Origin of the sequence: Natrinema salaciae (assembly GCF_900110865.1) — an archaeon.
Classification (GTDB): domain Archaea; phylum Halobacteriota; class Halobacteria; order Halobacteriales; family Natrialbaceae; genus Natrinema; species Natrinema salaciae.
In genome coordinates this window covers 813,902-832,885 of sequence record NZ_FOFD01000003.1, presented here as the reverse complement: position 1 = coordinate 832,885, position 18,984 = coordinate 813,902, and the positions used below count along the sequence as shown (strand labels likewise).

19 protein-coding genes are annotated in these 18,984 nt (G+C 68.0%); 8 read left to right on the top strand and 11 right to left on the bottom strand.

The window, feature by feature from the left end:
- Positions 1-37: 37 nt before the first annotated feature.
- The 3 genes from BMX07_RS13355 (at position 38) to BMX07_RS13345 (ending at position 2,396) form a co-directional block, all read left to right on the top strand.
- A complete protein-coding gene (locus BMX07_RS13355) occupies positions 38-919 on the top strand; it encodes an alpha/beta hydrolase (protein WP_090618374.1) in 882 nt (293 codons plus the stop codon).
- A gap of 145 nt (positions 920-1,064) precedes the next feature.
- A complete protein-coding gene (locus BMX07_RS13350) occupies positions 1,065-1,664 on the top strand; it encodes a TIGR00296 family protein (protein ID WP_090618373.1) in 600 nt (199 codons plus the stop codon).
- Between the two features lie 192 nt (positions 1,665-1,856).
- On the top strand, positions 1,857-2,396 hold the full coding sequence (locus tag BMX07_RS13345; protein WP_090618372.1) for a hypothetical protein: 540 nt from the start codon (positions 1,857-1,859) through the stop codon (positions 2,394-2,396).
- An 81-nt stretch (positions 2,397-2,477) separates the two neighbouring features.
- On the opposite strand, the gene BMX07_RS13340 is transcribed toward BMX07_RS13345, so the two are convergent.
- The 4 genes from BMX07_RS13340 to BMX07_RS13325 all read right to left on the bottom strand — a co-directional run bounded on the left by BMX07_RS13340 (position 2,478) and on the right by BMX07_RS13325 (position 8,397).
- Complete coding sequence (locus BMX07_RS13340; RefSeq protein ID WP_139210884.1) at positions 2,478-3,665, bottom strand: hypothetical protein; 1,188 nt, start codon at positions 3,663-3,665, stop codon at positions 2,478-2,480.
- Positions 3,666-3,976: 311 nt separating this feature from the next.
- Complete coding sequence (locus BMX07_RS13335; protein WP_090618370.1) at positions 3,977-5,143, bottom strand: nicotinate phosphoribosyltransferase; 1,167 nt, start codon at positions 5,141-5,143, stop codon at positions 3,977-3,979.
- A 30-nt stretch (positions 5,144-5,173) separates the two neighbouring features.
- A complete protein-coding gene (locus BMX07_RS13330) occupies positions 5,174-6,652 on the bottom strand; it encodes an Hvo_1808 family surface protein (protein ID WP_090618369.1) in 1,479 nt (492 codons plus the stop codon).
- A gap of 83 nt (positions 6,653-6,735) precedes the next feature.
- Complete coding sequence (locus BMX07_RS13325; RefSeq protein ID WP_090618368.1) at positions 6,736-8,397, bottom strand: Hvo_1808 family surface protein; 1,662 nt, start codon at positions 8,395-8,397, stop codon at positions 6,736-6,738.
- A 171-nt stretch (positions 8,398-8,568) separates the two neighbouring features.
- Here BMX07_RS13325 and BMX07_RS13320 point away from each other — a divergent pair, with 171 nt between their 5' ends.
- From BMX07_RS13320 to BMX07_RS24520, 3 genes are all read left to right on the top strand, one after another.
- Positions 8,569-9,141: a cysteine hydrolase family protein gene (locus BMX07_RS13320; protein WP_090618367.1), complete on the top strand. Its 573-nt coding sequence runs from the start codon at positions 8,569-8,571 to the stop codon at positions 9,139-9,141.
- A gap of 129 nt (positions 9,142-9,270) precedes the next feature.
- Positions 9,271-9,435: a hypothetical protein gene (locus BMX07_RS24525; protein WP_175480145.1), complete on the top strand. Its 165-nt coding sequence runs from the start codon at positions 9,271-9,273 to the stop codon at positions 9,433-9,435.
- A 251-nt stretch (positions 9,436-9,686) separates the two neighbouring features.
- Positions 9,687-9,851 carry a hypothetical protein gene (locus BMX07_RS24520; RefSeq protein WP_175480144.1) on the top strand — a complete coding sequence of 55 codons (165 nt, stop codon included), beginning with the start codon at positions 9,687-9,689 and terminating at the stop codon, positions 9,849-9,851.
- A 3-nt stretch (positions 9,852-9,854) separates the two neighbouring features.
- On the opposite strand, the gene BMX07_RS13315 is transcribed toward BMX07_RS24520, so the two are convergent.
- The 6 genes from BMX07_RS13315 to BMX07_RS13290 form a co-directional block, all read right to left on the bottom strand.
- Positions 9,855-10,832 (bottom strand): ABC transporter permease, encoded by a 978-nt coding sequence (locus BMX07_RS13315; protein WP_090618366.1) that lies wholly within the window; start codon positions 10,830-10,832, stop codon positions 9,855-9,857.
- Entirely contained in the window at positions 10,829-11,758 is a 930-nt protein-coding gene (locus tag BMX07_RS13310) for an ABC transporter ATP-binding protein (RefSeq protein ID WP_090618365.1), read from the bottom strand. Before BMX07_RS13310 ends, BMX07_RS13315 begins: the two co-directional genes overlap by 4 nt.
- Positions 11,739-13,118 carry a nitrous oxide reductase family maturation protein NosD gene (gene nosD, locus BMX07_RS13305; RefSeq protein ID WP_090618364.1) on the bottom strand — a complete coding sequence of 460 codons (1,380 nt, stop codon included), beginning with the start codon at positions 13,116-13,118 and terminating at the stop codon, positions 11,739-11,741. Before nosD ends, BMX07_RS13310 begins: the two co-directional genes overlap by 20 nt.
- On the bottom strand, positions 13,115-13,933 hold the full coding sequence (locus BMX07_RS13300) for a hypothetical protein (protein ID WP_090618363.1): 819 nt from the start codon (positions 13,931-13,933) through the stop codon (positions 13,115-13,117). Before BMX07_RS13300 ends, nosD begins: the two co-directional genes overlap by 4 nt.
- A gap of 7 nt (positions 13,934-13,940) precedes the next feature.
- Positions 13,941-15,860, bottom strand: coding sequence for a TAT-dependent nitrous-oxide reductase (nosZ, locus tag BMX07_RS13295; RefSeq protein WP_245742112.1), 1,920 nt, complete (start codon positions 15,858-15,860; stop codon positions 13,941-13,943).
- Positions 15,861-16,163: 303 nt separating this feature from the next.
- On the bottom strand, positions 16,164-16,655 hold the full coding sequence (locus tag BMX07_RS13290) for a PaaI family thioesterase (protein ID WP_090618362.1): 492 nt from the start codon (positions 16,653-16,655) through the stop codon (positions 16,164-16,166).
- Positions 16,656-16,747: 92 nt separating this feature from the next.
- On the opposite strand from BMX07_RS13290, the gene BMX07_RS13285 reads away from it, so the two are divergent.
- Positions 16,748-17,209, top strand: coding sequence for a DUF4385 family protein (locus tag BMX07_RS13285; protein WP_090618361.1), 462 nt, complete (start codon positions 16,748-16,750; stop codon positions 17,207-17,209).
- 51 nt (positions 17,210-17,260) lie between these two features.
- Here BMX07_RS13285 and BMX07_RS13280 read toward each other — a convergent pair whose 3' ends face one another.
- Complete coding sequence (locus tag BMX07_RS13280; RefSeq protein ID WP_090618360.1) at positions 17,261-18,157, bottom strand: DUF8155 domain-containing protein; 897 nt, start codon at positions 18,155-18,157, stop codon at positions 17,261-17,263.
- A gap of 57 nt (positions 18,158-18,214) precedes the next feature.
- Between BMX07_RS13280 and BMX07_RS13275 the strand changes: the two genes are divergently transcribed.
- Positions 18,215-18,937: a lipoyl protein ligase domain-containing protein gene (locus BMX07_RS13275; RefSeq protein ID WP_090618359.1), complete on the top strand. Its 723-nt coding sequence runs from the start codon at positions 18,215-18,217 to the stop codon at positions 18,935-18,937.
- Positions 18,938-18,984: the final 47 nt, after the last annotated feature.

Sequence of the window (18,984 nt, the reverse complement as noted above, 5' to 3'; positions counted from 1 at the left end):
GATATTTAGTCATGATAATTGCTGTAGGTTACGAAGTATGCGTAACGATACCAAAGGAGAAGATGTCACGGTAACAGATAGCAATTCGAACGAGCCGACCCGGCGTCGCGTCCTCCGAGTGACGTCGGCCGCAACCGTCGGTGCAGTCGGTCTGGCGGCGGGCAGCGGGACGGCGTCCGCAGGCGAACTCAAGGAGTGCAAGAACTGGCCGGCCGCGCCACATGGGTACCCGACGATCGATCTGACACGGAACGATCCCGACCCCTGGGGCCTGAACGAGGAGGAAATCTGCATCTTCGCACACGGCTGGAAGGGCAGAGAAGAGAGCGACGATCAGGCGTATGCGCTCGATCTGGCGCTCCAGCAAGCGGGCTACGACGAACCGGTGATCGTCGCGTCGTGGGCATCGGATACGCTGAACTTCTGGGGTGCAGAGGACAACGCGGACGACGCCGGCGTCCGTCTGGGACGCTGGCTCCGCGAGGAGGTCCAGGCGGACGCGAGCACGACCATCCGCCTCGTGGGCCACTCCCTGGGTGCCCGAGTGACGCTCGGTGCACTCGCGGAACTCGGCGGCGACGTCGTCCTCGAGACCGTCTCGCTGGTCGGGGCCGCCGTCGAGGACGACTCGGTCTGTGACGACGGCCGGTACGCCGACGGCATTCGGGATTCCGCCGACGAGGTGTACAGCTACCGCTCCGAAGACGACTTCACCGTCTGTACGATCTACGACTTCAGTACGATCGACAGCGGACTGGGCTGTGACGGTGCGGACTGTGACGGCTGGTGGTCCAGCGGGTCGACGCCGGACAACTACCACGATGTCGACGTCACGAATTCGGTCCCCGGACACTGCAAGTACTTCCAACCCGATCAGCCGATCGGCTGCATGGATCGGCTCGTCGACGACTTCGAGTGACCCGCGGCGAGACGGTACCTCGATCGCGGACCACTCGAGTAGTTTTCTCCATTGGAGATACTAAATAAATGGGGGCGGTTTCACCGCTGCCGGGTCTCGAGACGAATGGAAGCGTTTTAGGACGACTAACACCATGTCCATCTGTATGTCCCAGCGACAGGGCGTCGACCTCTCCTACGAAGACGGTGCCCGCGCGGTCGAACTCGCGCGCGAATCCGTCGAGTCTTACGTACAACACGGGCAGCGAGAACAACCGGGAAGCATGCGCGAAGCCTTCTACGAACGAACGGGGGCGTTCGTCCGCCTCGAGTCGACCCGCGGCCGGGGGAGCCTGCGGGGCTGTGCGGGCGGCTACCGCTCGGGCGACCAGCTCGGCCACGTCATCGTCGACGCGGCGATCGAAGCGGCCAGCGAAGACTCCTGTGCCTCCGAGGTGAGCCCATCGGAACTCCCGAACCTCACGGTCTCGGTCTGTACCGTCAAGAACGTACTGCTGACCGACGATCCGCTGGCCGACCTCGAGCTCGGTACGCACGGCGTCGCCATCGACGGCGGCGAGGGTGGCTGGCTCTACCCGACGGTCCCGGTCGAGAACGGCTGGAGCGCCCGCGAGTACCTCGATCGAACGTGTCGGAAGGCGAAGCTCGCGCCCGGTGCCTGGCAGGACGACGACGTCGTCGTCACGCTGTTCGAAGGGCAGGTATTCCGCGAGCGCGAGGCGGACGGCAGTATCGAAGAGGTCTAACTGGCTCCGATCGACAACGGACGAACGCGATTGGTTCGTCGACAGTCGCTATTCGTACCGCTCCGGACCGCGTCACGCGCAGAGTACGGGCGGTTCCAAAAGCGGCTCGGGTCCGACAGTCCGCGGTCCGCTCGAACGCTCGTCCGGCGGAGGACGGGGAGTTATGAACGCATACCAGCAAGAGCGTCACGAATGTCGAAGTACAAGCAGTTACTGCCCGAAGTCACTGGCACGGTCGTCATCGTCTGCTACTGTTTTCTCGTCTACTGGATCGTCGGCGGCTATCTTCCCATCTGGTCGACCGGTCTGCTCGGAATCGCCGCGATTCCCGTCGTACTGTGGCGGACGCGTCCGATGCGGACGTCGGAACGGATCGTCTACGGGGTGACGCGGAGCGTCGTCGTCACGCTTCCGGCGGCGATATTTCTGGTGCTGGTGTCGGGGCTCGGACGACTGATCGGACTGCTTCGGGTGTTCAGAACCAACCCCTTCGATCGACTGCATCCGGAGAGACACGTTCAGCAGGCGACGGCGGTCCCGGTCGGTGATCTCACGCTGCCCTACAGTCTTCTCTTCGGCGACTACTTCACCGGCGAGGTAACGGTCGCCGAAAAAGCGTTCGCGGCGCTCCTGTTCGATCCGTTGGTGCTACTCGTCGCGATCGAATCGACGGTGCTGTTCGTCCTCGGCGGCTGCCTCGGTAGCGTCCTGTTCGCGTGGCAAGGCCGGTAACTGTCGACCCGAGTGCCGTCCGCAGACGATCGACGAATCGGCGCGAAAAAACGGCATCGACCGCCAGTGACGACGCGTTCCTTACGCCTGGGTGGCCGTTTCGTCTTCGTCGTACGCGAGCGTTTCGTCCGTCGTGTCTTCGCGACCCTCGTCGACGACCTCGAACCGATAGTCGTCCGCGGCCGCTTCGACGGCATCGGCGAGCGCTTCGAAGTCCGCCTCGACGTTCTCCTCGCCGTAGAGCGGCGTACAGGTGCCGCTGACCGTCACCGAAAGGACGGCGGCCGTCTCCGTCGTCGACGCGTTCGGCTCGAGCTTCGGCGAATCGAAGGCGTCGAGGACGTCGTCCGCGTAGTGGTTCACGGTCGTCGAATAGATCGTCCCCTCCTCGACACAGTAGAGCTCCGCCCACTCCCGCGTCCGGATCGCGTAGTCGTACGCGACGATCGCGACCCCGACGACGAAGAGAACGGCCCCGAGCGCTCTGACGGCCGGGCCGCCGAGATCGACGCTGACGAGCGTCACGCCCAGCAGCGAGACGAACACGCCGAGCGTCGCGACCGTGAGCACTCGCTCGAGGTACTCGTCCTCGACCTCGGGAGCCAGCGGTCGCGATTCCTCGATCGGGCGGTTCCGAGCCCTGAACCCGCCGTTGGCGTGGAAGATCTCGTCTGCGACAGCCGAACGCTGCCCGCCTTCCGTCGGGGAGGTGGTCGAGACGATCCTGTACCCGAGGTCCTCCGCCTGCTGTCGGAGCGCGATGTGGAACGAGTGCGCCGCGAAATTATCGGGCGCACGGACGGTGATCGTTCGCGTATAGTCCTCGATGATGGAGTTCGACGATCGCCAGGTGATAGCGATGACCAGCGCACCGACGATCATGGCCCCGACCCAGAGGGCGACGAGACCGAACGCCTGCAGGCCGAGCGCCAGAACGAACAGGACGGCGGCGGACGCCGTCAGCGCGATGCCGTAGGAGTTCCGGAACGCGTCCGTTCCCAGCCGAGACCAGTCGGTCGCCGCGATGATGTCCTGTCGGTCGTGAGTGGCGCTTCCGCCGACGCCGAAGAACGGAACGCTGGCGCTCGTCGCGAGGCGCGGGAGCAGCATCAGACTGACGCCGGCGAGAACCAGTAACCACCAGAAATCGGTGACCGGCGCGAGGACGTGCAACGGTCCGCCGAAGGCCGTCAGTCCAAGCCCGTCGACGGCCACCAACAGTATTCCGAGAGTGAGCAGTACCTTTCCGTTTCTGGACGTCGCTGCCATAGTGCGTCAGAAACGAGGGAGGCCCAACATATAAAATATCACTACTATATCTTCCACAGACATATACGGATAGTATGAACGAGAATATAGAAATAAGATCCGGATAGGGCAGCTGTATTTACTGATTAGAGATTTTCTTCTATTAGTATATATGCCGATATACGTTCGATTTCACAGGTAATTGTGGAGCGGTTCGAACGCCGGTCCGTTCTCCTCGCAGACGGCGCTCGCCGGTCTCAGACGGGAGCGGGCGCGAACGGACGGCAGAAGGATCGAAACCGATTGGGCCGCCCCGGTCGGTCACCGGAGGGCTAGTCTGCAGCGTTCGTCCGTCCGAACCCGACCGCCTCGGCGTCCTCGAGACACCGGTCGGTCGCCGCGTCCAGATCGAACTCCCGGACGATCTCGCCGTCGCGGACGAGCGGTTCGAGCAGGGAGTCGGCCCCGGCGGGCCCGTCGCTGTCGGCGAGCGCGACGTGATGGCCGCCGTTGGACGTCCGGTAGACGTCCTTGACGCCGGACAGTTTTCCCCGCTTCGAGACCGGTTCGCCGTCGAGTTCGACGATATCGAGACTGAAGTCGACCGAGTCCGCGCCCGTGATGTGGCTGCCGACGCCGAAGCCGTCGGCGACGTCGCGCAGGGTGCGGATCGACTCGGGGTCGAGGCCGCCGCTGCAGAAGATGTCGACGTCCTCGCGGCCGCGGGCGTCGAGTTCCCAGCGGACTTCGCGGACGATGTGTCGGAAGTCCCCCCGTCGCGATCCGGTCGTGTCCAGGCGGACCCCGTCGAGGTCGTCCCCGAGCGTGTCGGCGGCCAGCAGGCTCTCGCTCTTCTCGTCCCAGAACGTGTCCGTCAGCGCGATTCTGGGCACGTCCTCGCCGACGGCCTCGTCGAACGCCGTCCAGGCCTCGGCCTGGTTGCCTTCGCCGAAACAGAACATGAGCGCGTGGGGCATCGTGCCGCCGGCCTCTCGGCCCAGGATCTCGCCCGCCGCCACGTGAGAGAACCCGTCGAGACCGGCGAGCAACGACGCACGTTCGACCGTCGACGCGATCGAGGGATGGACGTGGCGTGCGCCAAAGGAGAGCACGAGCGAGTCGGGGGCTGCCACCCTGGCCTCGAGCGCGGCCGTCGCGAAGCCGCTCGGCTGCGAGCAGAAGCCGAGCAGCGACGTTTCGAGTTCGGCGAACTCGAGGTAGGGGCCCTCGATCCTGAGGACGGGGCCGCCGTCGAACAGCTGTCCGTCGGGGAGCGCGTCGACGTCGACGGCGCGTCCCTCGAACAGCGTCGCGACGTCTTTCACGCCGGTGAAGACCTCGAACCCCCCGGTCGGAAACTGGTCGGCGGTCACCTCGGCGACGACGCGGGGGTTCTTGCCCGCGTGCTCGAGGGTCGCCCGCGTCCGCTCGAAGTAGGCGTCGGTCGCGTCCCCCTCGAGAATCGCCGCCGGGGAGACGGTTCCAAACGGATTTGACATATCGTCGATTTCCCGCGGGAGGCAAAAAAGCTACCCGTCTGCCGACGTGTGCGCCGTTGTCGCCGATATCGTCGCGGTCTCCGGCGACGCAGTGATCGCGGCCGCCCGTGACGAGTTCGTCGTCGAATCCGCTGGGCGAATGGCAGCGAGATCGTCGACGGTCGGCGCGCCGACGATCTCGACCGTCTCGTCGGTGACCGAGAGCCGATACGCGCCCGCGAAGGGGTCGTCGTCGGGGATCCGGTAGCGCTCCCCGTCGGCAGCGTCGACCCGTTCCGCACCGCGGTTCGCGAGGAGCCGACGGTACGCGTCGGCGAACGCCGCCGCGTCGGCCCGGCTCTCCCAGGCGAGCCGCCAGACGTGGCCGGTGCGGTCGGGATCGTCCGCGTTCCGATAGACCCGGAGGCTGTCGCCGGCCCAGCCCGTCGTCGCGGGGTGGGAGTAGTTGTACGGCGAGCGGGCGGTCGCTCCCTCGGCGAGCGGGCGGTCGATCACGCCGTTGGCCCAGAGCGTCGCGAACAGGGTTGCTTCGCCGATCGTCTCCGTTCGGGGCTCGCCGCCGGCAGCCGCGCCGTCGTCGGGGTTCTCGGTGACGAGCCGCCAGTCGTCGCTCGAGCGGTCCGAAACGTCGACGTCGACTGGGGTGGTGTCCGGGTAGCGCTCGGGATGGATCAGCTGGGCGGTGCTCCGCGGCGGCTCGTCGTGGGCCCGGTCGACGGCGTCCCACCCGCCGCGGTCGTGGAGCTCGGCGACGAACGGCGGCCCCTCGGCGTAGGGGACGTAGATCGACAGGAAGAGGCCGACGTTGAACGAGCGCTCGGCGAGCGTCTCGCCCGCGGCCGTCGACGACCGATTGGCGGGCAGACACTGCCACTCCGCCCCGCAGCGCCGGTTGTATCGGCGGGTGACGTCGTTCGCCTCTCCCTCGATAAGTCCGTTCTCGGCTCGCACCCCGTCGATCGTCTCGCTCTCGCGTGCGATGCCGAAGCGCTGGTCCTGCAGCGCGTGCGTCAGCTCGTGGACCAGGGTCCGGCGATCGATCCGAACGTCCTCGGCGTCGTCGGTGACGATGACGATCCGGTCGTTCACGTAGTATCCCAGAACGGAGTCGCCGTAGAGGTCGTCGAACGCGCGATCGACGTCCGTCTCACCGTCGACGACGAACGCGCCGCGCCAGAGTTCGTTTCTGAACGCCGACGCGTTCCCGGTTCCGTCCCCGGCCGTCCGTCGGTCGCGGTACTCCGACCGGGTCACGACCTCGACGTCGACGTCGTGTTCGTACTTCAGGCCGCGGACGACCTCGACCCGGGCCATCGAGCGGTAGGTCACAGCCTCGAGTTGCGCCTCGGTGAGGCCGTCGCTCGTGTCGAAATCGAAGACGTCGTCGTGGGCGTAGTCGCCGACGTAGCCGAGGTCACGGTCGGTGTCGAACCCGCCCGAGTCGCCGGGGACCGCACAGCCCGACAGGACGACCAGCGCGAGGACGACGACTAGCCTGACCCGGCTCATTGGCTCATCGTTCGGCGAGAGCGTAAAGTGAGTATCGATCAGTCGGACCCGTCCCGGACGCGGGGGCGAGGACCGACGCCGAGTCAGCCCCGATCGACGACGATCCGGAGCCCCGTCCCGAGCACCGCGAGCGCGGCGATCGCGATCAATGGACCGAAGCCGGGGACGAGATCGGTCTCGTCGTCGCCGATCGAGAGGGTATCGTCGCCCTCGGGTGCGGCACCGGCCTCGACGTTCGAGAGCGCGTCGACCGACGGCGCGCGGACGATCGTGATCGTCGTTTCGTTCCGCTCGAGGTAGTACGCCCCGGCGTAGCCGCCGTCGTCGATCACGTAGGTGTCCCGCCGCCCGTCGACCGATTCCGCGTCGTGGCTCTCGAGTAACTGGAGATAGCCGTCGGCAAACGCCGTCGCGTCCCCGCCGGACTGCCACTCCGTTCGCCAGACGTAGCCGGCGCGGCCGGCGGCCGCGGTCGGCTCGCTCTCGTTGCCGGCTCCGTCGGTGGTGTAGACGACCAGTTCGTCGCCGGCCCAGCCGTTCGTGACCGGGTGGTCGTAGTCGTACGATCCCGGGGAGTCCTCGAAGAGCTCGTCGGCTTCGATCACCGCGGGTCGGCTTCTGTCTCGCCCGTCCGCGGCGAACATCGCGACCATCCCCGCCTCGCCGACGGTGTCGTTCGCCACCTCGCCGTCGACCCGGAGCTGGTCCCAGTCCTCGCTCGAGCGGTCCGGAACCGAGACGTCGGCCGGCTCGCGCTCGGAACTGGGGCGGATGACGGCCGACGTGGTCGACGGCGGGTCGTCGTAGGCCGCGTTGACCGCGGACCAGCCCTCGGCGCGCTCGCGCAGCTGCTCGACGTAGTCGGGGCCGTCGCTGTACGGGTGGTAGACGGTGAAGTAGAGCCCCCAGTTGATCTCCGTCGCCTGGTTCGTCGGCTCGTCGGCGGGGCCGAGACAGCGCCACTCGTCGCGACACCGGCTCTCGTATTCGCGCTCTACCAGGCTGGCGTCGCCTTCGACCAGTCCGTTCACGGCCAACTCCTCGTCCTGCGTCGCTCCCCCGAGACTCGAGAGGTCGAACCGCTGGTCCTGCAGCGCGTGAACGAGTTCGTGGGCGAGCGTGCGTTTGTTCACCTCGAGGCTGTCGGCGTTCTCGGAGACGAGGACGATCTGGTCGGTCCCGGGATCGTAGTAGCCGGCGACGGCGTCCCCGTAGAGCGTCTCGGTCGCGTCGGCCGCTGCGGTGTTCCGATCGACCACGAACAGCGCCTCGTACGCGACGTTCTGCTCGAGGCGGTCGCCCGACGTGAGGTTCGCGAAGCGGTCGCCGTTGGTCTCCCGGTACTCCGCGCGAGAGACGACGGTGACGTCGACCCGCTCGTCGAAGGTCACGTTCCGAATCCGCTCGACGCGGGCCATCGCCCGGTAGACGATGGGGTCGAGTTCGTCCTCGTCCACGACCGGGCTCGGTCGGTCGTCGACGGCCAACTCGTCGTCGTACCAGTAGCCCGCGACGTAGCCGACGGTGTCCTCGGTCGTCGGATTCGCGGGGCGGTCCGCCTGCGTCGCGCTCGAGGCGTCGGTCGCGGCGAGCGCGGAAGCCGGATCTGTCGGCAGGGGTTGTGAATCGCCCGAGTTCGCGGCCGCGGTCGCGACCACCGGACCGGTGAGCCCGCCGGTGACTACCGTGACGGTGAGTAGGACCGCGAGGAGGGCGACGGACGAGCGGGTTCGCGTCGATCTCATTTCGCGTGGATAGCGCACCTACGAATAGGAGTCCAAAAAGGACGACGGTTGCGCCGTCGCTACGGACGTCAGTCGGTGCCTGTCAGCGCCTCGGCGTCGTCGGTCGCGTCGGTACCGGTCTCGAGTCCGGCGCGAACGTTTTTACGATTCCGTCCGTACGACCGCATAGACATGCGCCTCGACCCAGACCGCACGGCAGTGGTGGTCGTCGACATGCAAAACGGGTTCTGTCACCCCGAGGGCTCGCTGTACGCGCCGGGCAGCGAGGCGGTCATCGAACCGATCGCGGCCCTCGTCGAGCGCGCCCGAGAGGCCGGGGCGCAGGTGCTCTTCACCCGCGACGTCCACCCACCGGAACAGTTCGACGACGCCCACTACTACGACGAGTTCGAGCAGTGGGGCGAACACGTCCTCGAGGGATCGTGGGAGACCGAGGTCGTCGACGAACTCCCCGTCGAAGACGCGGACCACGTCGTCGAGAAACACACCTACGACGCGTTCTACAACACCGAACTCGAGGGCTGGTTGAACGCCCGCGGGATCGAGGATCTCGTGCTCTGTGGCACGCTGGCGAACGTCTGCGTGCTCCACACCGGCGGCAGCGCGGGACTGCGGGACTTCCGGCCGATACTGGTCGAGGACTGCATCGGCGCGATCGAGGACGAACACCACGAGTACGCCCTCGACCACGCCGCGTGGCTGTTCGGCGAGGTCGAGCCGAGCGAGATCCTCGAGTTCGCGTGAGCGGCGGCCGCGCCACCGTCGGCTTTTCCTCGCCGTCGGTCCAACGGAGGGCATGGACGCGACGCAACCGCAGCTCGCGACACCGGCGGTCGACTCGCGCCTCGAGACGCGGACGGACGGTGACGGCGAATGAACCGACGGCGGCTCCGACCGCTCTACCTGGCGGGCATCGCGCTCAACGTCGTCGCGTTCGCGTACGCGGTCACGAACGGCACGTGGCTGTACGCCGGCGCATTTGCGTTCGTGGCCGCCTACCTCGTGGTGCGGCTTCGGATGCTGTCCGCCGAGCGCTGAGTCGACGCGTGCGCTCCCGCGGCCCGGCCGCAGCCGATCGGGCAGCCGAGGGCCCGCCGGCGCGGCGCTCACAGAGATACAAGGAGGAAGCCCACGGCTTCAGTCGTGGGTCGATGACAGTGGGGGACTTTTGGTCTCGACGCCCCGACGAGGGGTATGGGGAAACCGGAGACGAGACTCGACGAGGCACCGAGCGGCCAGCGGCGTGGCTCGGAGAACACTCGAGGCAGCACGGCAGAGGCCAATACCGAATGAACGAACGACGGCTGCGATCGGTCTACCTGGTGGGCGTCGGCGTCAGTGCGTACGCGTTCTGGTATTTCCTCTCGGCCGGTTCGGATCTGGTCGCCGTCGCGTTCGGGGTCGCGACGATCGTTCTCATCGCGCGGCTTCGGGCGGTGACCGCCGACTCCTGACGGTCAAACCCGTCGCCGTCTGATGGCGACCGCCGCGAGCGCGATCGGACCGCCGATCCAGGCGAGGAGCGCGGCGACCAGCACCGCCGGTGACAGTCCCGCCGCCGCGAGCACCGCGGCGAATCCGGCGTCGCCGCCCGCGCCGAGCGCGCCGAGCACGAGCGCCCGGAAGACGCCGGTCGGATTGGCGACGACCATCGCCGAGATCGCGAGATCCGGGAGCGAAAATGCCCCGATCACGCCGAGCGCGAGCAGGTCGTGGACGAGGACGAACCAGGCCCACGCGATCAGCGCGAGCCCCAGCGCGTGCGTCTTCTCTCGAGCCAGCGTCGACAGGCAGACGCCGATCGCGAGGAAGGCCAGCCCGAGGCCGACCGCGGCGAGCAGAAAGCCGACGTACGCGTCGAAACCGCCGAACCCGTACTCGAGCAGGAGCAGGATGCCGGCGACGCCGAACCCGATGACGGTCGCGCTCGCGAGGACGATCGCGCGGCCGACGGCGGTGCCGAGGACGACCCGCGATCGCGAGACAGGCAGCGAGAACAGCGTCTGCAGCCAGCCGCTCTCCTCGCGACCGACGACGGCATCGTAGCTGAACGCGAGCGCGACTAGCGGGACGAGATAGACGACGAGGGCGGACAGGCTCGCGACGACCCGGTCGAAGCCGACGGGACTCGCGTCCGAGCCGCTGAACGTTGCCATCCCGAGGGCGAAGACGGTGACGATCGCGGTGAGTGCGACCGCCCAGCGACTCCGTACCGCCAGTCGGTACTCCGTCTCGGCGACGACCAGCAACTGGCCCGCGGTCGTGCCGGAGCCGCCGTCGTGGGCCACGACCGGTGCCGTCTCGTACCCGCCGTCCGGTTTCGGTCGCGTGTCGGCTGCCGTTTCCGCGGTCGGTTCGGCGTCGGATCTCGGACCCGGTTCCGGTCCTGCGGCGGATTCGCCATCGCCGCCGGCGGGTCGCCGATCGGCCGTCATGCCATCACCTCCTCGTCCCCGTCAGCTGGCTCGAGCGCGTCGTGGAAGACCGCCTCGAGGCCGGGCTCTCGGACCTCGAAGCCCTCGACGAGGTCCCGCCGCTCGCCGAGCGCGGCGACGAGGTCGAACGCGTCCGCGCGATCGCAGTCGATCTCGATCGTCTCGCCGGGCTCGGTGACCTCGCCGCAGTCCCGGACGACCTCGAGCACGGCGGCGCGGTCGTCGGCAGGCCGACAGACGACGGTCACGCGGTCGCCGGCCGCCCGACGCAGTTCGTCGATGGGGCCGGCGGCGCGCAGTCGGCCGTCCTGCAGGACGGCGACCTCCTCACAGAGGCGTTCGATCTCGCTCAGGACGTGCGAGGAGATGACGACCGTGGCGTCGGTCTCGCGGTCGATCCGTTCGACGATTCGGTGGAACGTGGCCACGCCGCGCGGGTCCAGTCCCGCGGTCGGCTCGTCGAGGACGAGCACGGGCGGGCGGGAGAGCAGGACGGACGCGAGGCCGAGCCGCCGGGCCATCCCGTTCGAGTAGCCCGAGACGGCCCGATCGGCGGCGTCGGTGAGGCCGACGAGCGCAAGACACTCGTCGATCCGTTCGTGGCGATCGGCGAGCCCGCGGATCCGGGCGTGGACCGCGAGCACTTCCCGGCCGGTCATCGACGGCGGGAAGCCGCTGTGTTCGGGAAGGTAGCCGACGCGCTCGCGGACGCGATGGCCCGCGGTCTCGACGTCGAGGCCGCCGACCTCGATGCGCCCCGCGTCGGGGCTGTCGTGGCCGACGAGCAGTTTGAACAGCGTCGTCTTTCCCGCACCGTTCGTTCCGAGGACGCCGAACGTCGACCCCGCGGGAACCTCGAACGAGGGCCCGTCGAGCGCGACGACGTCGCCGTACCGTTTACGGACGTCAGTTATCGTGATGTTCATAGTAGGACCTCCAGTCGTCGTGGGGTGCGTCCGCGAGCGGTCGATGGTCGATGATCCCCGGCGTCTCGAGGACGGGGAACGAACTCTCGGCCAGTTCGACGGCGTCGAACGCCGGACTCTCGGCGAAGACGGCCGCCTGCGGTTTCTCGTGGACCAGTCGCTCGACGGTGCCGGCGGGCCGATGGCGGTTCTCGCTGATCCCGTCGTCGTCGAGGTCGGCGACGCGCGCGTCGGCCCAGTAATTGCCCCGCTCGGTGTCGTTCCAGTGGGTTTGCGAGTTCGTCTCCGCGAACGCGGCCTCGCCGTTCCGGATGAAGCTGTTCCCCGAGACGACCTCGCCGTTGCTGCCCGCCGTGATGTGGACGCCGACCTCGTTCTCGAGGACGAGATTCGATTCGAGGCGGTTGTCCTGGGAGTTGTGGACGTAGAGGCCGTTGCCGTTGCCGACGAGGTCGTTGCCGACGATCTCGCTGTCCTCGACGTCTTTGACGAGGATGCCGTGGCCGCTCGTGCCGTCGTTGTTCGCGGCGGTGTTGTTCAGGAGCGTCAGCCCCTTCGAGACCATCAGTGCGAAGCCGACGTCATTGTCGAACGCGACGTTGTCCTCGAGGTGGTTGTCGTTCGAATACATGTAGTGGACGCCGTAGCGCATGTTCCACATCGTGTTGTCCTCGGCGACGACGCCCTCGGCCCACTGGTAGTAGATCCCGTCGCGGACGGTCGTGACGGAGTTGTTTCGCACCTCGGCGTCGGTCGCCTCCCAGAGGTGGATGCCGTTGCCGCGTTCGGCGAGCGACACGTCCTCGCGGCCGGCGACGATGGAATCCTCGACGGTCACGTCGTCGACGCTGCCGATCCAGATACCGAACTGGATCTTGGTCAGCCGGAGCGCCGACAGCGTCGCGTTCGACCCGTTGACCACGACTCCGCTGTCCCTGTCCTGCCGATCGACGCCGGAGTTCCGAATCCAGACGTTCTCGAGGGTGACGTTGTCGGCCGCGATCGCGACGACCTGCCCGTCGCCGCCGCCGTCGATCACTGCGCCGTCGCGTTCGACTGCCGCGAGCGTCACGTCCGGCGTGGAGACGGTGACGCGTTCGTCGAACCGGCCCTCGAGGCGGACGGTGGCACCCGGTTCGGCGGCGTCGACTGCCGCCTGAACCGACTCGAACTCCCGGTCGCCGACCGTCGCGACGCCGTCGGCGTCGGGTTCGGCGACGTCGTGAACGGTCGGAACGTCCGCGCGCCAGCCGTCGACGCCCTCGTCGGTGGCCGATCCGGCCGTCGCGGCGAGGGCCGCCCCCGCCAGCGAGCAGACGAGGACCGCCGCGGCGACGACGGCAAACGTGCCTTCCCTCACGGTCGATCACCGTCCGGCGAGGGTTGCGGCTGTCCGGTCGTCGATCGGTCGCCCGTTTCGTCGGTCGGGTTCGACCCGTGATCGTCCGCCGCGGGCGCGCGGTCGTCTTCGTTCCGGCGACGGCGAATCCACTCCCGAACCCGGTTCCAGCCGTCGCGGACGAGCGCGGGCACGTCGGCGATCGTAGCCGTCGACTCCCGGAAGGCGACGGTGACGGCCAACAGGAGGATCGCCCCGACCAGCATGTAGCCGCCCGGGCCGAACCAGGCGGTCCCGCTGATGTTCGCGACCTCGTACGTGCCGATCAGCGGCGGCGTAAAGCCCTCGACGCCGTTGAGCGGCGCCTCCGGGTCCAGCGAGTGGCCGGCCTGGTAGAGCCGGTACTGGATCACGGCACCCATCGCAGCGAAGATCGCGACCGACCCGGCGAACAGCGCGGTCACGCCGCGCTCGAGCTTGCCGGTCGGCAAGGCGGCGACGATCACCGAGAGCACGGCCAGGCCGACGAACACGACTCGGCCGAGGATCCACTCGGGGACGTCGATCGCCTTCTCGTGGGGCTCGTAGTTGGGGGCGGCGTGCACCGGGTCCGGGTAGTAGAACCCGACGTACTTGTTGAGGCCGCGGACCTCCTGCCAGTCGCCGCCGATCTGGGGGTGTGCGTAGAGCTCCACGACGAGTGGGTCGACGTACTGCGGTGCCGTCAGCGTGATCCGCCACACCGGAACGCGCAGGGCGAGCACGAACAGTACGGCTGCCGCGATCGGGAGGACCCGTCTGAGTTCGAACAGCCGTGTGAGGCGGGTGCGGTTCATCGTGTGGTCACTCCGCTGGTTCGACGATCAGTCGCGAGCGCATCTCGAGGTGCAGCGCGCTACAGAAGAACGCACAGTACATCCAGTAGACGCCCGGTTCGTCGGCCGTGAACGTCACTTCGCGCGTCTCCTGTGGCGCGAGTTTGATGTTGATATCGTGCTCGGGGATGGCCAACGAGTGGAGGATGTCGGAGGTCTCCTCGATGTTGGTGACGGTCATCGTCACTTCGTCGCCCTCCGTGACGGTCACCTCCTCGAAGCCGAACTCGTTGCGCTGCGAGTGCATCTTCACGTGCACGCGGCCGTCTTCGCGGACGATGTCGTTGGCATCCGGCGAGACGAACTCCGCGTCGTAGTCGTCGGGGTCGTAGACCTTCGCGGGGTCGATCTTGTCCGCGCTGACGATCGAAGCGTCGTGGGGTTCGGCGTAGGACGGCGTGTCCTTGACGAGGGCCATCCCCTCGTCGTCGTCGCCGATGTAGATCAGCTGGTCGTTCTCGGGGTGCATCGGGCCGACCGGGAGGAACCGGTCCTTCGAGAGCTTGTTCAGCGAGATCAGCCAGTCCCCCTGCGGATCGGCCGTGTACGACTCCGCGGCGATGAGGTGGCCGGGGTTGTAGTGGACGTCGATCTTCTCGACCACCGGGTCCGTCGACTCTTCGCTCGCCTCGACGGCCGCCTCGATGTCCCACTTGACGACCTGCGAGTCGATGAACAGCGTCGTGTACGCGTGTCCGCGGCCGTCGTAGGCGGTGTGCAGCGGTCCCATGCCGAGTCGCGGGCGACCGACGATCGACTCGTTGGGGTCGTCGGCCTCGGCGAGGGTCTCGATGTCGATGACCGTCGCCGTCGGGTCGAGTTTCCCGCTGGCGATCGCGTACTTCCCGTCGGGTGTGACGCTGACGCCGTGGGGGCTCTTCGATACGTCGACGTAGCGGACGACGGGGCGGTCGCCCTCGTTCAGCGAACTGTCGCGGGTCCCGTCGACGACCGGGACGCCATCGATCTCCTCGTACTCGCCGGCCTCGACCGCCTCCTCGATGGCCGGCACGTCGAAAGCCTTCACCCAGTCGGTGTCGCTCGAGGACATCTCGCTCTGGGAGGTGGCGTGTTCGCTGTTGTAGCCGGTCGCGAAGAACCAGCGGCCCTCCTTGCCGCCGTCGCCGTTGTCCATGTTCCCGTCGACCAGCACTTCCCACTCGACGTTCATCGTCTCGGGGTTGATCGCGGCGATCGTCGACGTGTAGTTGTCCGGATCGGTGAGATCCTGTCCGTCGTTGGGCATCGGAACGCGAAACTCGCCGACGCCGAAGACGTACTTCGTGTCCGGCAGCAGACAGCAGGCACCGTGGGTTCCCTGCTGGTTCGGAATGTCGACGATGGCGTCCGTCTCGAAGTACGTGAGGTTGATCCGGGCCATCCGGCCGTTGGCCTTGTCGTTGACGAACGCCCAGCGGCCGTCGTAGTCGTTGTCCGTCTGGCTCACGCGCGGGTGGTGTGCGTCACCCCACGTGTAGCCGCCCGACTCCTCGAGCATCTCGCTCGTCCGGTCGTCGTAGCCGTAGCCGCGGGCGCTCTCGGACTGGAACACCGGGATGCGCATCAACTGGCGCATCGAGGGGAGCCCGTAGACGCGGATTTCGCCGGTGTGACCGCCCGAGAGGAACGCGTAGTAGTCGTCATGTTCGCCGGGTTTGACGTCGGTCCTGACGTCCTCGAGGGAGACCGAGTCGCCGCCGCTGAGGAGGTCCGTACAGCCGGCCAGCGACGCCATCGCGCCCGTGGCCGCGCCGGCTTTCACGAAGTCTCGTCGGGGAATGCGGGCGAACAGCGGATCGCGTTCCGACTCGCTCTCGGTGGCGATCGCAGCGTCGGTCGAGCGGCTCGGTTCGGTCCGTCCGTCGTCGGAATCGTGGGTTCGGGTCATTGTCCTTCAGGGGTCGCTCCGCGCAGTCGGCGTGACGCGGTAGTCCGCGGGTGGCGGGAGCCGACCTGCCACCCCGCTCGTCACAAGTTCCACTCGAAAAGCCACCGTAATAGGTGAGAGACGAATTCCTGCGAAGTGGAAAGGCGACAGAACGTGTTCGGGTCGATCTAGTCGTCCCGAACGCGGCGGACATTATTCCTCGCCGATATGTGACGGAGAGATCGCGGCGACCCGCCGCTCGAGGGGACCCGGCGTCCTCGAGCGCGGTGGTGCGCGACGGCGGTCGAATCGGAGCCCCGGCGACTACTCCGGCCGGAACACGCGGTAGGCACCCTGTCCGGTCGCGACGGCTTTCGTTTCCCCGTCCGGCGTCGTACTCTCGACGGTGATCTCGCTGACGCCGACGCTGCCGCCGACACGGACCACGTCCGCGGTCGCCACGAGATCCGACGTCGCCGGACGGAGGTAGTTGACGTTCAGGTTGATCGTCGCGATCCGCACGCCGAAGGGGTCGTCCATGGCCGTCCGGAGCGCGATCCCGCCGACGGTGTCGATGAGGGTGGCCGCGACGCCGCCGTGGAGGTCGGCCCGCTCGTCGGGGCCGGCATCCGGCCGCGTATTCGTCAACTTCTCGTCGTAGGGGATCGACATCGTCATCGTCCCGTCGCCGACGTTGTCGACGCTCGTCCCGAGCCACGAGAGGAACTCCTGGTTCTCGTCGAGGAAGTGCTGGAGCATCCCCTCGCGATCGTCGAACTCGTCGAGCGCCTCCATCGTCGGCGTCTCCTCTGGCATAGCCACCCATCCGCCCGCGACGTTCTTGACAGCTACGTTTCTCACCGTTCACGTTGTCGAGGATTGATTCGACTCGAGCGCGTACCTCGCCCGTGACCGACGATACCGAACTCGGCGACGGCCCCGAGTACGACGTCGATTTCCGCGCCGATCCCGACGCCTACGAGATCGGTCGCGGCGAGGCTGGGGTGTTCAAAGTCGAGCCCTACAAGAGCGAGCTGCTCCCGCTGTGGTCGTACAGAGACGAAGCGGCCGCCGAGGAAGCCGCCGAAGCGATCTACGAGCGGTACGAACGCTATCGGGAGCGCGACGAGTTTCCGGGCATGGACATGGCCCGCAAGTACCTGCAGATGGGCTACACCCGGGCGATGCGGTACGCGAAGTATCCCAGCGGTCGGAAGTACGGCGACGACGGCGTCGAACGCGATCCCCAGAGATGGGCCGACCGGGACAAGCGAGCCGCCGCACTCGTCTTCGAGGAATACTGGGAACGAGTCCGCGAGGACGACGCCTACCAGCGGTCGAAAGCGCGCCACCGGGCGCGGACCGACTAGACCGTTTCGCCGCTGGCGGGGGCGACGAACAGCCATCGGCCGTGTCCGGGTTCACCGCTCGTCGCTCGAGCGGACGCGCACCCGAACCAGCTCCCCGCGTTCGAACGACCGCTCCGGACAGATCAGCTTCGCGCCGAAGTCGGCGTCTCGAGCGCAGAACAGCGAGAGTCCGGTGATCGGCTCGCCGTTCGCCGTCACGGTCGCGTCGTCCCACGCGATCGTGCGCCCGTCGGCGACGCCGAGTCGGTCGCCGTTCAGCGAGACGACCCTCTCGGCGGGAGCGCCGGCCGTGTCGACCGGGGCTGGCCGCTCGAGCAACCCGCCGCCGTCGTAGTGGGGCAGTCCGCCGTCGAGGACGCCGCCGTCGTCGGCCCGCACGCCGACGAACGCCGCGCCGGGATCGGGATGGGCCGGCGAATCGAGGACCGCGTAGGTGTCGCCGGTCGACACGACCCGGCCCGTGCCGTCCCACTCGAGCGGCCGGACGGACACGCCGAGTTCGAGCGGCAGCGAGCCCGACGCCCGGTAGGGGTTCTGGTCCGGGTCGCGAACCCCGACGTGGAGGTGGTTGTCGACCCACGGCGCGAAAAAGCCCGCCCGGACGAGTCGGCCAAGCGACTCGCCGCGCTCGACGCGGTCGCCGGCCGCGACCGACGGCTCGACGTGGAGCACGCGGACCGTCAGCCCCGCGAGCGGGCCGGACGCCGCGGGATCGATCAGGATCAGGTGGTCGTGCTCGGGCGCGTATGGTTTCGGCGGCGCGCGGACGGTCCGAGTCTCGCGGACGGTGCCGGCGACCGGGCTCGGTGCGGCGGTAGTCCGGCCGTCGGCGAGGGTGCCCGGGTACAGGTCGATCGCGCAGCCGCCGTCGTGGGCGGGGTACGGCGAGTTGTACAGCGAGAACCGCTCGTACTGCGCGAGGACGGACTCGGGAAGGGTGACGGCCATCGGCTATCCGCCTCTGGGTGGCGGGAGGGTTTAGGCCCACCGGGTTCTACGTCCGCTATGCGCGTGTTCCGCGGCCGGGCGGCGTCGATCGCGGCCGATCGCGACGCGAGTCGACGGCTGCTCTCGGTCGCCACCGACGGCGAGCCCGCCGTCCGCGTCTGGACCCCCCATAGACAGCTCGCGTTCGGCCGCCGCGACGGCCGCCGCGACGGATACGACCGCGCCCGCGAAGCTGCACGGGAGCGCGACTTCCCCCCGATCGAGCGCGACGTCGGGGGCCGTGCGGTCGCCTACGACGGGGCGACGACGCTGGCGTTCGCCCGCGCCGAACCGGTCGCGGACTTCCGACGCGGGTCGACGGACCGGTACGAGCGAGCCACGGACGCCCTCAAGCGGGCGCTACGGACGCTGGACATCGATCCCGTTCGCGGCGAACCGGACGACTCGTTCTGTCCCGGAGCGCACTCGCTGTCGGTGACGGAGCCGACCGGTGAGCGGCGGAAGCTCGTCGGCATCGCACAGCGCGTCCGGAGCGACGCCGCCCTCGTCGCCGGGATCGTCCTCGTGGCCAACCGCGAGGCGCTGGCGGACGCGCTCGAGACGGTCTACGACGCGCTCGCGGTTCCGCTCGACCCGGCGACGGTGGGGACCGTCGCCGACGCGGGCGGGCCGTCGGACCCCAGAACCGTCCGGACGGCGATCGAAGGGTGTCTGATCGGCGACGAGACGGACGTCTCGGTCGAACGGATCGACGCCGAACGGACTCGCGGCCGACGCTGACCGACGACCGACGACCGAGAACGTTTTCGACCTCCGGACCGGTGCTG

Coding starts and splice junctions, on each gene's coding strand:
- BMX07_RS13355 (WP_090618374.1), top strand. CDS start 38: ATGCGTAACGATACCAAAGGAGAAGATGTCACGGTAACAGATAGCAAT.
- BMX07_RS13350 (WP_090618373.1), top strand. CDS start 1,065: ATGTCCCAGCGACAGGGCGTCGACCTCTCCTACGAAGACGGTGCCCGC.
- BMX07_RS13345 (WP_090618372.1), top strand. CDS start 1,857: ATGTCGAAGTACAAGCAGTTACTGCCCGAAGTCACTGGCACGGTCGTC.
- BMX07_RS13340 (WP_139210884.1), bottom strand. CDS start 3,665: ATGGCAGCGACGTCCAGAAACGGAAAGGTACTGCTCACTCTCGGAATA.
- BMX07_RS13335 (WP_090618370.1), bottom strand. CDS start 5,143: ATGTCAAATCCGTTTGGAACCGTCTCCCCGGCGGCGATTCTCGAGGGG.
- BMX07_RS13330 (WP_090618369.1), bottom strand. CDS start 6,652: ATGAGCCGGGTCAGGCTAGTCGTCGTCCTCGCGCTGGTCGTCCTGTCG.
- BMX07_RS13325 (WP_090618368.1), bottom strand. CDS start 8,397: ATGAGATCGACGCGAACCCGCTCGTCCGTCGCCCTCCTCGCGGTCCTA.
- BMX07_RS13320 (WP_090618367.1), top strand. CDS start 8,569: ATGCGCCTCGACCCAGACCGCACGGCAGTGGTGGTCGTCGACATGCAA.
- BMX07_RS24525 (WP_175480145.1), top strand. CDS start 9,271: ATGAACCGACGGCGGCTCCGACCGCTCTACCTGGCGGGCATCGCGCTC.
- BMX07_RS24520 (WP_175480144.1), top strand. CDS start 9,687: ATGAACGAACGACGGCTGCGATCGGTCTACCTGGTGGGCGTCGGCGTC.
- BMX07_RS13315 (WP_090618366.1), bottom strand. CDS start 10,832: ATGACGGCCGATCGGCGACCCGCCGGCGGCGATGGCGAATCCGCCGCA.
- BMX07_RS13310 (WP_090618365.1), bottom strand. CDS start 11,758: ATGAACATCACGATAACTGACGTCCGTAAACGGTACGGCGACGTCGTC.
- BMX07_RS13300 (WP_090618363.1), bottom strand. CDS start 13,933: ATGAACCGCACCCGCCTCACACGGCTGTTCGAACTCAGACGGGTCCTC.
- nosZ (WP_245742112.1), bottom strand. CDS start 15,860: ATGACCCGAACCCACGATTCCGACGACGGACGGACCGAACCGAGCCGC.
- BMX07_RS13290 (WP_090618362.1), bottom strand. CDS start 16,655: ATGCCAGAGGAGACGCCGACGATGGAGGCGCTCGACGAGTTCGACGAT.
- BMX07_RS13280 (WP_090618360.1), bottom strand. CDS start 18,157: ATGGCCGTCACCCTTCCCGAGTCCGTCCTCGCGCAGTACGAGCGGTTC.
- BMX07_RS13275 (WP_090618359.1), top strand. CDS start 18,215: ATGCGCGTGTTCCGCGGCCGGGCGGCGTCGATCGCGGCCGATCGCGAC.